This window comes from Mesorhizobium sp. M8A.F.Ca.ET.202.01.1.1 (assembly GCF_004791595.1).
GTDB lineage: Bacteria > Pseudomonadota > Alphaproteobacteria > Rhizobiales > Rhizobiaceae > Mesorhizobium.
Genome location: NZ_SRUN01000007.1, coordinates 110,505 through 125,675, shown reverse-complemented (window position 1 = coordinate 125,675; position 15,171 = coordinate 110,505). Strand labels below are relative to the sequence as shown.

The following is a 15,171-nucleotide window of genomic DNA, read 5'->3' as shown; positions in this document are numbered from 1 at the left end:
TGTAGTTTGCCTCCGCGCCGGCCCCCGCAAATCAGCCGCGATGCCCGGAAAGGCTTCAGAAACTAGTCTTGAAACGGATCGGTCACAAGTATCGTGTCGTCCCGTTCCGGGCTGGTGGAGAGGAGTGCGACCGGCGCGCCGATCAACTCCTCTATGTACCGGACATATTTGACCGCCTGGGCCGGTAGATCGTTCCAGCTGCGCGCGCCGGCGGTGGTGCCTTTCCAGCCTTCCAGCGTTTCGTAGATGGGTTCCACGCGGGCCTGCGCGCCCTGGCTTGCCGGCAGATAGTCGATCGTCTCGCCGTCGAGCCTGTAGCCGGTACAGACCTTGATCTCGTCCAGCCCGTCGAGCACGTCGAGCTTGGTCAGCGCGATGCCCTTGATGCCGTTGACGGCAACCGCCTGGCGCACCAGCACCGCGTCGAACCAGCCGCAGCGGCGCTTGCGCCCGGTGACGACACCGAATTCATGGCCGCGCGTGCCGAGGAACTCGCCGATCTCGTTCTTCTGCTCGGTCGGGAACGGACCTTCGCCGACCCGCGTGGTGTAGGCCTTGGTGATGCCGAGCACGTAGCCGATGGCGCCCGGACCGACGCCGGAGCCGGCGGCCGCCTGTCCGGCGACCGTGTTGGACGAGGTGACGAACGGATAGGTGCCGTGGTCGATGTCGAGCAGCGTGCCTTGCGCGCCCTCGAACAGGATGCGCTCGCCGGCGCGGCGCTTGTCGTCGAGCACCTTCCAGACGCGGTCCATGTAGGGGAGGATGTCGTTCGCGACCGAGGTCAATTCCTGCATGATCGCGTCATGCGTGACTTCGCCATGGCCGAGCCCGCGACGCAGCGCATTGTGGTGCGTCAGCAGCCTGTCGACCTTCAGAGGCAAAGTTTCCAAATCCGCCAGATCCATCACCCGAACCGCGCGGCGGCCCACCTTGTCCTCGTAGGCGGGGCCGATCCCGCGCCGGGTCGTGCCAATCTTCGTTCCGGAATTCGAAGCGGCATCCTCGCGGAATCCGTCCAGCTCCCGGTGTACGGACAGGATAAGCGCCGTGTTTTCGGCTATTTTCAGGCGATCCGGCGTCACGTCCACGCCTTGGCCCTTCAGTTTCTCCACTTCGGCGACGAAAGCATGCGGATCGAAGACCACGCCATTGCCGATGATGGACAGCTTGCCTTCCCGCACGACGCCGGAAGGCAGCAGCGACAGCTTGTAGACCTTGCCGTCGACGACCAGCGTGTGGCCGGCATTGTGGCCGCCCTGGAAACGCACGACGACATCGGCGCGCTCCGACAGCCAGTCGACGATCTTGCCCTTGCCTTCGTCGCCCCACTGCGAGCCGACGACCACCACATTGGCCATGTTTCTTTTCCCTTGAGACGCCGCCGCGCGGCTTGGATATGGTTCGAAACGACAGGCCTCTATAGCGTCAAGACCTCGCGAGTGCGACCTTTCTTTGCCGCCGAAAATGCCCTGAGGCACAACAATTTTCGGCTTTGACATCATTTACTTGGACTGACGGGGGCAATAGGCCGGCAAACACCGCAACTCATCCCGCGGCCGGAAGCCCGCGATGCATCGAAGCGCCTACATGTTCCTGCTGCTCACCACCTTGCTGTGGGGCGGCAATTCGGTGGCCGGCAAGCTGGCGGTCGACCACGTCTCGCCGATGACGCTGGTCTTCCTGCGCTGGATGCTGGCCGTGGCAATCCTACTGCCGATCGGCTGGCGCACGATCCAGGAGGATTGGCCTGTCGTGCGCAGGCACTGGATCGTGCTGGCGGCGCTGGGCGCCAGCGGCTTCACCCTGTTCAACACCATTTTCTACACCGCGCTCAATTACACCACGGCAATCAATGTCTCTATCGAGCAGGCGGCGATGCCGATCCTGATCATGACAGCCAATTTCGTTTTCTTCCGCCTGCGCGTGAACTGGGCGCAGATCGCCGGCGTGGTGCTGACCATCTTCGGCGTCATCCTGACGGCCTGCCATGGCGATCCACGCCGGCTGCTGACGCTGGAACTCAATTTCGGCGACGCCATCATGCTGGTCGCGGTCGTCCTCTACAGCGGCTATTCGGTCGGGTTGCGGCTGAAGCCGGCGATGCGCTGGCAGAGCCTGATGCTGGCCATGTCGTTCGCGGCACTCATCACCTCATTGCCCTTTTTCCTGTGGGAGGCCGCCGCCGGCAAGGTGATCGTGCCCGATGCGCGCGGCTGGACGGTCATCGTCTATACGGCGATCGGCGCTTCGGTGATCTCGCAGATTACCTATATCAGGGGCAACGAGCTGATCGGCGCCAACCGCGCCGGCCTGTTCATCAATCTAGTGCCGATCTTCGGCACGCTGCTTTCGGTGCTGATCGTGGGCGAGACTTTCCAGCTCTATCAGGCGCTGGCGCTGGTCCTCGTTCTGGGCGGCATCTGGCTCGCCGAATACAGCGGACGAAAGACGATGCTGAACCGCCGATAGAGCCGCCGTCAGTCAATCGTTCGGCTTTCGCAACGATATCGAAATCCAGCCCGGAATGCAGGCTACGGCACCAATTCCTTGCGCACCGCCGCGATATCGTCGGACGAGACCGCCGGCGCGGAATTGCCCCAGCTGCCGCGCACATAGGTCAGCACGTCGGCGATTTCCTGGTCCTTCAGCCGCCATGCCAGCGAGGGCATCGAAGGCGTGGTCGGAGCACCAGTCGTGTGCACCGCCTGGCTTCCGGCAAGAACGACGCGCGCAAGCGTCTCGGGATTGCCCTGCGCGACGATGGAATTGCCGATGAGGGTGGGGAACAACGCGCCGGCCCCGGCGCCGTCGCCGCCATGGCAGGCCGAACAATTGTCACGGTAGATCGCCTCGCCCGCCACCATCCGCGCTTCGTCGGGCTTGGGCGCCTGCGCACTGCCGGTGTCCGACCCCAGGTTCTTGAGATAGACGGCCACGGCCTTTAGGTCGGGATCCATCATTTTGGAGGTCGAGTTCTCGATCGCCTCGGCCATCGGACCGGACGCGATCGAATGCGCGTTGACGCCGGTCTTGAGGTAAGCGACCACATCCTCTTGCGACCATTTGCCAAGGCCGGATTGAGCATTGTTGGTGATGTCGGGGGCGAACCAGCCCTGCAGCGACGCCCCTTGCAGGAAGCTGGAGTCCTGATCGGCGCCCAGGAAGGATTTGGGCGTATGGCAGGTCCCGCAGTGCCCGGCCCCCTGGACGATATAGGCGCCGCGATTCCACTCCGCCGACTTGGAGGGATCGGCCTGGAAGCTCGCCTCGCTGAAGTTCAGGAGATTCCAGCCCCACATCGCCAGCCGGATGTTCAACGGGAACGGCAACTGGTTCGCCTCGACCTTGTTCGCGACCGGCTCGACCGTGGTCATGTAGGCCCACAGGTCGGAGATGTCCTGCTCGGTCATCCTGGTATAGGCGGGATACGGCATGGCGGGATAGAGCCGCACGCCATCGTGGCCGACGCCCGTCTTCATCATGTTGCGGAAATCGATCTCCGACCAATTGCCGATGCCCGTCTCGTGGTCGGGCGTGATGTTGGGCGGCACCAGTGCGCCGAAGGGCGTTTCGAGCGGCAGGCCGCCGGCCAGCGGCTTGCCCCCCGGCCTCGTATGACAGCCCGCGCAATCGCCGAGCACCGCCTGGTATTGGCCGCGGATGATCTGGTCGGCCTGATCGGCGGCAAGTGCAGGCGTGATCGCCAGCAGGGCCGCGCCGGCGCCGGCAGCGAGCGTCCTCATGCCTGCACCAACGGGGCGCCGGGATTGCGAAGATAATGATTGCGGATGCCGTCAGCGGCGCGGTAGGCGAGCGCGCCGACCGTTCCGGTCGGATTCTTGCCGGCATTCTGCGGAAAGGCCGACGCGCCGATGACGAAGACGTTGGGCACATCCCAGCTTTGCAGGAAGGTGTTGACCGCGCTCCTCTTCGGGTCGGTTCCCATGATGGCGCCGCCAGTATTGTGGGTGCTTTGATAAGGGACGCTGTCCCAGCCCTTTTTGCGACGGCCGACATTGTATTGCTTGCCGCCAAGCGTCTTTGCAATTTCCTCCATCCGGTCGCAGAGGTAATTCGACATCCTGATATCGTTGTCGGGAAAATCGAAGGTCATGCGCATAAGCGGCCGGCCGAAGCGATCCTTGTAGGTCGGGTCGAGGTCGAGGTAGTTGGTGCGTGTCGCGTAGCTGCTGCCCTGCGAGGAGAAGCCGAGCGTGCTTTTGTAGCCCGCGACGGTCGCCTTCTTCCAGGCGCTGCCCCACTTCGGCGTGCCCGGCAGCGTCGGCCGGGTCCCAATGGGACGTCCATTGGTGGGGATGCAGTTTATGCCCGCGCCGCCGACGAAATCGAGCCCGCCGTGGTCGAAGGCGTCGCCATTATAGTCGTCGATCGTCTGACCGAGCGCGCCCGCGGCAATGAACGGATTGAAGTTCTTGTCATCGAAGAACACCTGCACGCCGGCGTTGGTCTGGTAGCAGTAGTTGCGGCCGACCGTGCCCTCGCCGGTAGCGGGATCATAGATCCTGCCGATGCCCGACAGCATCATCAGCCGGGCATTGTGCAGGCCGTAGGCGCACAGAAGCACGAGATCGGCCGGCTGGAAGAATTCCTGTCCCGACGTATCGACATAGGTTACGCCGCGCGCCGACTTGCCGCCGGCGGCAAGATCGACATGCAGCACCTCGCTATCGGTCCGGACCTCGAAATTGGCCTTCTTCATCAGGACGGGAAGGATGGTGGTCTGGGCGCTGGATTTGGAATAGTTGGCGCAGCCGAACCGCTCGCAGAATCCGCAATAGGTGCACTGCCCCATGGTGATGCCGAGCGGATTGACATAGGTCCGTGACATGTTGGCGGACGGTGTCGGGAACGGGTGCAATCCCATGGACCGGCCGGCATTGGCGAACAGGGTCGGCGCGTAGGTCATCTCCATCGGCGGGTTCGGATAGTCCCGCGACCTCGGATCCTCGAACGGATTGCCGCCTTCCTGTAGCTGCCCCTTGATGTTGCCGGCTTTGCCCGAGATGCCCGCCAGATATTCGAACTGGTCGTAATAAGGCTCCATCTCGGCGCCGGTCACGCCCCAGTCCTCGACCTGGAGATCGGCGATCCGTGCCGCGCCATACCTCTTGGTCAGGTTGGTCTTGATCTGAAAATCCGAATCCCAGAACCGCCAGGTGTGGCCGTTCCAGTGCACCCCGGCGCCACCGACACCGTTGCCTGGCAGGAACGAGCCGAAATCGCGCATCGGCAGCGCCGACTGCGACGGGTCGTTGCGCATTGTCAGCGTTTCCACGGCAGGCTGCAGGAACAGGTCGCGCCGCACGCTGTAGCGCAACTCGTCCTGTGCGTAGCCGATGTTGAAATCGGTTGCCGTATCGCGCCAGGGACCACGCTCGATGGCCAGAACGTCCAGGCCCTGATCGGTGAGTTCATGCGCAAGGATGGACCCTGTCCAGCCGAGGCCGACGATCACGACATCCTTGCGAGGCAGTATCGTCGCCATGGTCAGCTCCTTTTCACGAGCCATTCCGGGCTGCCTTCGATGGAGACGGGCGGCCGCGGATAGGGCTGATTGTGCTTGCTGACGTGGTCCCGGTAGTCATAGCGAGCGCCGGGGAAACCAAGCATGCGCCACGAGACCATGTCCTTGTTGCCGCCATAGACCGGATCGGCAAAGAACCCTTCCATCGTGTTCTGCAACAGAAGCCCGAAGAAACCAGGACCCTTGACGCCGTTTGGCAAGTCAACCTTTCCAGCTTCCATGGCGGTCAGGAATGCATCCTGGTCCGCCGGCTGGAGCTCGGCGAATGTCTTGCCGTCGCGCTGTTTCAGGAAAGCGTCGATGGCGGCAAGGCCGATGCGGTAACGCTGGGCGGGATTGGCTTCGCCCTGGTAACCTTGCGTGGGCAACCCCGGCAGGAACGGTCCTTTTGTGTAGAGCCGGCTCGACGTTCCGAACGCGCCCGTCAACTGACGGTCTATATAGACAGCGCAGCCGGCCTCCTTGCCGCCCATCGAGAGATCGTCGGCGGGGACAAGGCGGTCGACGATGGCCTCGACGAGCGCGGCTTCCTGCGGCGTGAAGAACTGCCAGCCGCCGGACACGACCTGCATCGGCGGATCGGACGACAGCGGCGCCCAAGGCAGCGAGCCCGACAAGGATCGGGCAAAGCTTGCCGATGTTGCCGTTGCCGTAAACATCGCAACCGAAGACAGAAAAAGACGGCGGCTCAGTCGGACAGTATTGTGACGATCCATCGAAGGCACCCCGACAACAATAGAGGCGCGCCGAAAGGAGCGCGCAAAATCATGACAAAATCTGTTAAGTTTAAGTCATGCCAATCACTTGGTGTCAGCCTGCGGAAAGAAACCGGGATCGTCAAGCAGATCACAAAATCGTTAGATTAGGCCAGTCATCTTCTTATCGTCATGCGCTAATGTACTGATGGCTAAAGAGGATATCCTTGTAGCAGCTTGAAGCAACGAGCGTATCATCAGGCGGGTTTCCAAAGCGTGCTACCGCCGGCAACGGCCCAACCCGCCAGGCCACTCCAGCGGTCACGGCAACGCCCCGCATGCATGCCGGCAAACGGGGCGTCGTAATGGTTTTGCTTATCACCCTGAGGGTGCGGAGGGATCGACTAGAACCCGCCCACGTCGAACTGGAGGCGCTTTGCCGAGTCGATCGACTTGTGGCCCCGCACCTGCTCCAGCACCTTTTCCGGGAACGGCGCGTCGAGATAGAGCAGGGCGATGGCGTCGCCCCCCGGCCGATTGCGGCCAAGCTGGAAGTTGGCGATGTTGACGCCATTCTCGCCACAGACAGTACCGAGCAGGCCGATGATGCCGGGCGCGTCGGCATTGGTCGTGTAGAGCATGTGCTGGCCGACCTCGGCGTCGAGGTTGATGCCCTTGATCTGGATGAAGCGCGGCTTGCCGTCGGAGAAGCAGGTGCCGGCGATCGAGCGGGTCCTGTGCTCGGTCTTGACCGTCAGCTTGATATAGCCGTCGAAGACGCCCGATTTGTCGCGCTTGACCTCGGCGACGATGATGCCGCGCTCTTTCACCATGATCGGCGCCGAGACCATGTTGACGTCGGCGACCTGCGGCCTGATCAGCCCGGCCAGGGCAGCGCTGATCAGCGCGCGCGTGTTCATCGTCGCGGTCGAGCCGTCGAACAGGATCTCGACCTCGGTGATCGGATCCTCGGTCACCTGGCCGACGAAGGCGCCGAGCACTTCGGCGAGCTTGACGAACGGCTTCAGCCGTGGCGCCTCTTCCGCCGTGATCGACGGCATGTTTATGGCGTTGGAGACTGCACCCTTGATCAGGTAGTCGGCCATCTGCTCGGCGACCTGCAGCGCGACATTCTCCTGCGCTTCCGCCGTCGAGGCGCCGAGATGCGGCGTCGCCACCACGTTCTCCATGCCGAACAGCGTATTCTGCTCCGCCGGTTCGACCTCGAACACGTCGATACCGGCGCCCGCCACTTTGCCGCTCTTCAGCGCCGCGACGAGGTCGGCTTCGACCACCAGCCCGCCACGGGCGCAGTTTATGATGCGCACGCCGTTCTTCATCTTGGCGATGGCGGCCGCATCGATGATGTTGCGGGTCTTGTCGGTCAGCGGCGTGTGCAGCGTGATGAAGTCCGCGCGGGCGAAGAGTTCGTCCAGTTCCACCTTGTCGACGCCGAGTTCCTCGGCCCGCTTGTCCGAGAGGAACGGGTCGAAGGCGACGACATGCATCTTCAGCCCGACGCCGCGTGTGGCGACGATCGAACCGATGTTGCCGCAGCCGATGACGCCGAGCGTCTTGCCGGTGATCTCGACGCCCATGAAGCGGTTTTTCTCCCATCTACCGGCATGGGTCGAAGCGTTGGCTTCCGGTATCTGGCGGGCGAGCGCGAAGATCATCGCCACGGCGTGTTCGGCCGTCGTGATCGAATTGCCGAAGGGCGTGTTCATCACGATGATACCTTTGCGGCTTGCCGCCGGGATATCGACATTGTCGACGCCGATGCCGGCGCGGCCGATGACCTTGAGATTGGTGGCGGCGTTGATCAGCTTCTCGGTGACTTTGGTCGCCGAGCGGATGGCGAGGCCGTCGTACTGGCCGATCACTTCAAGCAGCTTTTCCTTGTCCTTGCCGAGGTCGGGCAGATAGTCGACCTCGACGCCGCGATCCTTGAAGATCTGCACGGCGGTAGGAGAGAGTTTGTCGGAAACGAGAACGCGGGGCGCCATGGCGGCCTCCTTGAAAATGAGATTGATCCGGGAACGGACGGCCCTCGGGCCGCCGCGGAGTACCTCAGGCAGCCGCTTTCAGCGACGCCTTCTGGCTGGCAAAGGCCCAGTCGAGCCAGGGCAGCAGCGCTTCGAGATCGGAGGTCTCGACGGTTGCGCCGCACCAGATGCGCAATCCCGGTGGGGCATCGCGGTAGGAACCGATGTCGTAGGCGACGCCTTCCTTGTCGAGCGTCGAGACAAGCCCCTTGGCGAACGCCGCCTGCCCGTCAGCGTCGAGCGCCGCGATATCCGGATCGCTGAAGGACAGACAGACCGACGTGTTCGAGCGTGTCGCCGGCGCGACGGCGAGATGACCGAGCCAGGATGAGCTTTCCACGAACCGGTCGAGCACGGCGGCATTGGCATCCGCCCTGGCAATCAGCGCATCGAGGCCACCGATCGACTTCGCCCAGTTCAACGCATCGAGATAGTCCTCGACGCAAAGCATCGATGGCGTGTTGATGGTTTCGCCCTTGAAGATGCCTTCGATCAGCTTGCCGCCCGAGGTCAGGCGGAAGATTTTCGGCAACGGCCATGAAGGCTTGTAGCTCTCCAGCCGCGCGACGGCACGTGGCGACAGGATCAGCATGCCATGCGCGCCCTCGCCGCCCAGCACCTTCTGCCAGGAGAAGGTCACGACATCGAGCTTCTCGAAGTCCAGCCTTTGCGCGAAGGCGGCCGACGTCGCGTCGCAGATGGTCAGCCCCTTGCGATCGGCTGGGATGAAATCACCGTTCGGCACGCGCACGCCCGAGGTCGTGCCGTTCCAGGTGAAGACCACATCGCGGTCGAAATCGATCTTGGTCAGATCAGGCAGCGCGCCATAGCCAGCCTCGATCTTTCTGATATCGGCGAGTTTCAGTTGCTTGACCACGTCGGTGACCCAACCGGAGCCGAAGCTTTCCCAGGCGACCATGTCGACGCCGCGCTCGCCGAGCAGCGACCACAGCGCCATCTCGACGGCACCCGTGTCGGAGGCCGGCACGATGCCGATGCGGTAGTCCGCCGGAACGTTGAGAATCTCGCGCGTCAGCGCGATCGCCTGCTCGAGCTTTGTCTTGCCGATCTTGGCGCGGTGGGAGCGGCCGAGCGCAGCGGATTTCAGCGCCTCGACCGACCAGCCGGGACGTTTTGCGCAGGGACCTGAGGAAAAATTGGGATTTACCGGACGGAATCCGGGCTTCGTATGCGTCGTCATCGTGGTCTATCCTTCCAGATAGTGGCCCCTCGTTGGGGAGGGGTGGCCCACGGACGGCGATATGCGTTCAGGCCTCGGGCGTCAAGAGGAAAGTTTTTGTCGCTGCCGGGATACCAAATGCATGTCGCCCAAAAGTGCCCGGCGGTTTTGGGTCGACGACATGCATCAAACAAGAATGTCCGTGATCAGGATCGCGTGATTCAAATGCAGACGGCGGACCGCAGGGATCCGCCGCCGAAATGCTGATCTGTGCGGGACCTACCAGAGATCGTAGCGCAGCCCCAGCTTGACCTGGTGATTGCTGATTCCCTTGTGGACCGGGAAGGAGGTCAGGCTTTCGGCCGTCACATATTCGGCGTCGGGGGCCGAGAAATACTGATAACCGAGATCGACGGAAACGTTCTTGGAAACCTGATAGGCAAGGCCGGCATTCAACGTATAGGCGAAGGAATACTGTGTCTTGTTGTCCTGCAGGTTGAAACTGTTGGCGGGGACATTGTTATCCGTGTAAGTCGCCGAAAGCGTGTGCCTGCTGCGGACAACACCGATGCCGGCGCCGAGATAGGGCGTGATTCCGACATATGTGCCGAGATCGACATAGCCATTGAGTATCCCCGAGAAGGCATAGTTCTTCAGCGATCCCGATCCCTGGGTCGACAATGTCGGCAGCGTGACGACCGCTGAATCGTCATAGCTGAAGCTGACGTCGTTACCGGGCAAATAGCCGAGGTTGAGATCGGCGCGCAGATAGTCGGTGAAATGATAGCCGAAACCGATGCTCGCGAAGGCCGCTTTGTTGCTCTCGCTAAAGTTTTCGTTGTTGATCGCCGACGGGAAGGTGAAATCCCCGTTTTTGAAGCTCTTTTGCACCAGATAGGAGACGTCGCCGCGCAGATACCATCCGGAGCCGACCTCGACCGGCACATAGTCCGGCGCCTGGTCGACATAGACCGGAGGATCGTAATCGGCGGCGAGTGCCGATGTCAGTGGCAAGAGGCCAAATCCGGCAAGCGCCAACGCAATACGCGATATGAGTGTCATGGTCCCCGACTCCCAATTTGGCGACACCTGCGATCACGCAGGCAGCCATCGTTTCAAGGAGCATTGTTAACCATAGTGGTTAAGTGCCGGTTAAGGCTAACAGAGCGTTAGCTAATTGATTTCGAACGGACTCACCCCGGATCATCTCAAACGAAAACCGCCCGGCTGATGCCGGGCGGTCGACGAATTCTTGGAACTTCTAGACGATTACTTGGTGTAGATCGGCTCGGGTTCGGGCTGATAGGCAACCGGTACGCTGCACCCGTTGTTACCGCCAAACTGATAGCGCAAGCCACCGCGCACTTCGTTGGTGTTGAAGCCGTGATCGAAGCCCGGCCCGGCGCCCGGCGTGGCGCCGCTTGGACCATACTCGAACATGCGACCGCCCTGAATATGGGAGAAACGGTAGCCAGCATCGAGGATGACTTTGTCGGTCAGACAGTAGGAGGCGCCGGCCATGACCGCGTAGGCGAAGCGCCAGCTGGATGTTCCGGGGTTGGACTCGGTCGTGTTCGGATCGTAGACAGTATCCCACTTGACGCGCGCACCGCCGATGCCGGCGCCGACATAGGGCGTGATGCCATGCCAGGTGCCAATATCGACATACGCATTGGCCAGCAGCAGCAAGGCGCTCATCTTCGACACTTCGGTGGAGGTCGTGGTGAGATCCGAGGTGGCGCCGTTGAAGTTCGACTTGAACCAATAATCGGCGGTCAGGTCGGTGCGGAAGTGTTCATTGATCTTGTAGCCGACGCCGCCGCCGAGCGAGAAGCCGCCCTTGAGCTTGCCGTAGTCGAAGCTCTTGCTGCCGGCGACCCCGACGGGAGGTCCGCACGGGCAGGGCGCGGCCCCATAGGTGATGTAGTCGATGTCACCCACCTTCGACTTGTGATAGTCGAGGTCGCCGCGGATATACCATCCGCCGACGTCGACCGGCTGCTCATAGACCGGCGGTGGCGCTTCTTCGACCTGCGGCTCAGGCAGGTCAGCCGCGAATACCGGCCAGGCCAAGCCCGCGAACAGCAGCGCGAACAGGGCCTTTCTTGCTGTATTGAACATGCTTGTCACCCCTAGAAACCCTCGGAACGGCGATCGTGTCCGAATGAAATTGGCTTTCAGGCGTGGATAATGAATTGCAAAAGTTAAAAGGCGTTTAACCTTGTCGATTAACCACGAATCTCTAAAATCCAGGAGATCTGGCGATGATTTCGACAGAATGAACCGGTTCTCCGGCCAACAAAAAGCCCGCCGGCGGGGCGGGCTTCGATGCAAGCAAGGCGGCGGCGCCTTCCGGCGGGCGAATGTCAGGCGGCGCTGCGGGTTTCCGAGATGACCCCGACGATGTCGTTGACGACGGCCTCGACCAGTTGCGGATCGTCGCCCTCGGCCATGACACGGATCAGCGGCTCGGTGCCGGATGGGCGGATGACCAGCCGCCCGGCCTTGCCGAGACGGTGACGGGCGTCTTCGATCGCGGCCTTGACCAGGGCCTCCTCCAGCGGCTTGCCGCCGGCGATGCGAACGTTCTTCAACAGTTGCGGCACCGGCTCGAACTTCTTCGACAGTTCGCTGACCGGGCGGCCCTGCCGCTTGATGCAGGCCAGCACCTGCAGCGCCGAGACCAGACCGTCGCCGGTGGTTGAAAAGTCGGACAGCACGATGTGACCCGACTGCTCGCCGCCGACATTGAGCCCATGCGCGCGCATATGCTCCACGACATAGCGGTCGCCGACCTTGGTGCGGTGCAATTGCAGCTTCATGTCGCCGAGAAAGCGTTCAAGGCCGAGATTGGACATGACGGTCGAAACGACGCCACCGCCGGCCAGCCGCCCGCTCTGGTGCCAGGATTCGGCAATCAGCGCCATGATCTGGTCGCCGTCGACGATGGCCCCGTTCTCGTCGACGATGACGACGCGGTCGGCATCGCCGTCGAGCGCGATGCCGATGTCGGCGCGCACTTCATGCACCTTCTTTTGCAGCCCGGCCGGATGGGTCGAACCGCATTCCCTGTTGATGTTGAAGCCGTTGGGCTCGACATTGATGGCCACGACCTCGGCGCCAAGCTCCCACAGCGCCTCTGGCGCCACCTTGTAGGCCGCGCCATTGGCGCAGTCGACGACGATCCTGAGACCCGAAAGCGACATCGAGCGCGGCAAGGTGCGCTTGGCGAATTCGATGTAGCGGTCGTGCACGCCATCGACGCGCTTGGCGCGGCCAAGCCCGTCGGAATCGGCGAGCGCCAGTTCGATGTCCTTGTCGAGCATGCTCTCAATGCGTTCTTCGATCTCGTCGGAGAGCTTGTAGCCGTCCGGGCCGAACAGCTTGATGCCGTTGTCGTAATAGGGATTGTGCGAAGCCGAGATCATGACGCCGATATCGGCGCGCAGCGAACGCACCAGCATGGCCACCGCCGGCGTCGGGATCGGGCCGAGCAGGAACACGTCCATGCCGGCGGCGCAAAGGCCGGCCACCATCGCGTTCTCGATCATGTAGCCGGAAAGCCTGGTGTCCTTGCCGAGCACGACACGATGGCGATGGCTGCCGCGCTGGAACGAAAGGCCAGCGGCCATGCCGACCCGCATGGCGATTTCCGCGGTCATCGGAAACTTGTTGGCGCGCCCGCGAATGCCGTCCGTGCCGAAGTAATTCCCTGCCATGCTAGCCAGTATCCCTGATTGTCCTTAGCCGGCACGTCATGCCACAATTGGCCGTCGTGCCCCGATCACATTGTGTGATTATATGTTACCAATCCTTAGAAAATCATTGTTGTGCACTGCACACAACCTGGTGGCGTCCTGTTACCGAGCCACCGTTGCGCCACAATATACCAGTTTTCCGAGCCATCGAGCGCGGATGCACCCCGAGAATTCTTAGCTCGGCGGCCGTAAGTTCAAATGATTTCATCACCTTGTCGTTAGAAGGCGATTTCCGGCGATATATAAGCCACCTGGCATCTGGCGCAACCGACCGTTGAGCGTTATTGATTCGCTGGGACGTATAATGGGCTTCAGCCACGGAGAAACGCTATGCTCATCCACCGAATTGCCACTCTCACCGGCCTCGCGGTCGCGACGTTGTTCCTGGCCGCGCCAGCCAACGCGCTGACGATGGCCGAGTGCAGCACGAAGTATAACGCCGCCAAGGACGCGGGGACGCTTGCGGGGGCGACCTGGAACCAGTTCCGCAAGGCGCAATGCGGTACCGACGCCGCGGCCACCACCGATACCAAGGCTGCCACCACCAAGGCGACTGAAACCAAGCCGGCCAAGACCACCAAGGCTGCGGCCGCGGCTGCCGACAGCACGGCCAAGGGCCTGACCGCCAAGGAATGCAGCACCAAGTACCAGGCGGCCAAGGCCGCCGGCACGCTGAACGGCATGAAGTGGAACGACTTCCGCAAGGCTGAATGTGCCGCTGGTGCATCCGCTGCCGCCGACACCAAACCGGCGACCACCAAGGCGGCGGCAGCTCCGGCCGCTGCTTCTGGCAAGGGTCTGAGCATGGCAGAATGCAGCACCAAGTACCAGGCCGCCAAGACGGCGAACACCCTGAAGGGCATGAAGTGGAACGACTTCCGCAAGGCTGAATGCGGCGCCAGCGCGTCCGACGACGACACCGTGCCCGCCCCGAGCGAGGCCACTTACACCAAGGAGCCGGCAAAGCCGACGACGGTTGCGCCCAAGGGCGTCACCTTCCCGTCCGCGATCTCGGCGAAGTATGCCAGCGAAACTCCCGGAAAGGGCCGCATGCATACCTGCCTCGACCAGTACTATGTCCTCAAGGACGCCAACGCGCTCGGCGGCCTGAAGTGGATCCAGAAGGGCGGCGGCTTCTACAGCCTCTGCAATGCCAAGCTGAAGGGCTGATCGCGTAGCCATAGTCTCCAAACAAAGGCCCGCGCATCGCAAGATGCGCGGGCCTTTTTGTTGCGCGCGAAGACGCCTGCGGCTTTGCACGCATGTTGCGGGGGCTGCCGGCATCATCAATTCGCCTACACTGCCCCCGCCAGGCTCATCGATAATCCGCAAAGATTCTGGTTGAACATACAAAGAACAAAACGTATACAAAAGGACGTCAAGCTTATTATCAACCAGGAGGGTCTTATGCACAGTTTGAAATTGGCGGTATTGGCTGCGACCGCATTTGTTGCTTGGAGCGTCGCCCCTGCAAGCGCACTGACGATGAAGGAATGCGGCGAGAATTATCGGACAGCCAAGGAAGGCGGCACTCTGAACGGCATGGACTGGGCCGCTTTCCGCAAAGAGAAATGCGCGACGTCCGCCGCCGAGAGTGTCAGCGCGGATACGGTCGAAACCACGCCGCAGCCGAAAAAGGAAACCAGCGCGGCGGTCGCCCCAACTGTAGCGCCGGTGGGCGTGACATTCCCGACCAGCCTCGCCGCCGAGTTCAAGACCGAAAAGCCCGCGAAGGCGCGGATGAAGACCTGCCTGCAGGGTTACCACGGCAACAAGGAGGCGGGTACGTTGAACGGCCTTCGCTGGATCCAGAAGGGCGGCGGTTATTACAGCCTTTGCAATGCGCGGCTGAAAGCTGAATCATAAAAGTCGAATACGGCGGATAAAGCGGTTCACAGTTTTTCACGCAGACGTTGAGCCGTGATCCTCGGGCTTGTCCCGAGGA

Annotated in this window: 12 protein-coding genes; 3 read left to right on the top strand and 9 right to left on the bottom strand. The window is 62.1% G+C overall.

Annotation, left to right across the window (positions count from 1 at the left end; translation table 11 throughout):
- Window positions 1–62 precede the first annotated feature (62 nt).
- Window positions 63–1,361 (bottom strand): adenylosuccinate synthase, encoded by a 1,299-nt coding sequence (locus tag EN845_RS16985; RefSeq protein WP_127279499.1) that lies wholly within the window; start codon window positions 1,359–1,361, stop codon window positions 63–65.
- A gap of 211 nt (window positions 1,362–1,572) precedes the next feature.
- On the opposite strand from EN845_RS16985, the gene EN845_RS16980 reads away from it, so the two are divergent.
- A complete protein-coding gene (locus EN845_RS16980) occupies window positions 1,573–2,472 on the top strand; it encodes a DMT family transporter (protein ID WP_127872119.1) in 900 nt (299 codons plus the stop codon).
- Between the two features lie 62 nt (window positions 2,473–2,534).
- On the opposite strand, the gene EN845_RS16975 is transcribed toward EN845_RS16980, so the two are convergent.
- From EN845_RS16975 to glmM, 8 genes are all read right to left on the bottom strand, one after another.
- Window positions 2,535–3,746: a cytochrome c gene (locus tag EN845_RS16975; RefSeq protein ID WP_127872120.1), complete on the bottom strand. Its 1,212-nt coding sequence runs from the start codon at window positions 3,744–3,746 to the stop codon at window positions 2,535–2,537.
- Window positions 3,743–5,509, bottom strand: coding sequence for a GMC family oxidoreductase (locus EN845_RS16970; RefSeq protein ID WP_127872121.1), 1,767 nt, complete (start codon window positions 5,507–5,509; stop codon window positions 3,743–3,745). Before EN845_RS16970 ends, EN845_RS16975 begins: the two co-directional genes overlap by 4 nt.
- 2 nt (window positions 5,510–5,511) lie before the next feature.
- Window positions 5,512–6,120: a gluconate 2-dehydrogenase subunit 3 family protein gene (locus tag EN845_RS16965; protein WP_245464451.1), complete on the bottom strand. Its 609-nt coding sequence runs from the start codon at window positions 6,118–6,120 to the stop codon at window positions 5,512–5,514.
- Between the two features lie 527 nt (window positions 6,121–6,647).
- Entirely contained in the window at window positions 6,648–8,249 is a 1,602-nt protein-coding gene (gene serA / locus EN845_RS16960; protein WP_127279677.1) for a phosphoglycerate dehydrogenase, read from the bottom strand.
- 64 nt (window positions 8,250–8,313) lie between these two features.
- Window positions 8,314–9,489, bottom strand: coding sequence for a phosphoserine transaminase (locus tag EN845_RS16955; RefSeq protein WP_127872122.1), 1,176 nt, complete (start codon window positions 9,487–9,489; stop codon window positions 8,314–8,316).
- A 258-nt stretch (window positions 9,490–9,747) separates the two neighbouring features.
- Window positions 9,748–10,530, bottom strand: a complete 783-nt coding sequence (locus EN845_RS16950; RefSeq protein WP_127281137.1) for an outer membrane protein — start codon at window positions 10,528–10,530, stop codon at window positions 9,748–9,750.
- A gap of 207 nt (window positions 10,531–10,737) precedes the next feature.
- Window positions 10,738–11,589, bottom strand: a complete 852-nt coding sequence (locus EN845_RS16945) for an outer membrane protein (protein ID WP_127872123.1) — start codon at window positions 11,587–11,589, stop codon at window positions 10,738–10,740.
- A 245-nt stretch (window positions 11,590–11,834) separates the two neighbouring features.
- The gene (gene glmM / locus EN845_RS16940) at window positions 11,835–13,187 is read right to left on the bottom strand and encodes a phosphoglucosamine mutase (protein WP_127279665.1); all 1,353 of its coding nucleotides are present in this window, start codon (window positions 13,185–13,187) and stop codon (window positions 11,835–11,837) included.
- A 369-nt stretch (window positions 13,188–13,556) separates the two neighbouring features.
- Here glmM and EN845_RS16935 point away from each other — a divergent pair, with 369 nt between their 5' ends.
- The gene (locus EN845_RS16935) at window positions 13,557–14,396 is read left to right on the top strand and encodes a hypothetical protein (protein ID WP_127872124.1); all 840 of its coding nucleotides are present in this window, start codon (window positions 13,557–13,559) and stop codon (window positions 14,394–14,396) included.
- 237 nt (window positions 14,397–14,633) lie between these two features.
- Window positions 14,634–15,092: a hypothetical protein gene (locus EN845_RS16930; RefSeq protein WP_127872125.1), complete on the top strand. Its 459-nt coding sequence runs from the start codon at window positions 14,634–14,636 to the stop codon at window positions 15,090–15,092.
- Window positions 15,093–15,171 lie beyond the last annotated feature (79 nt).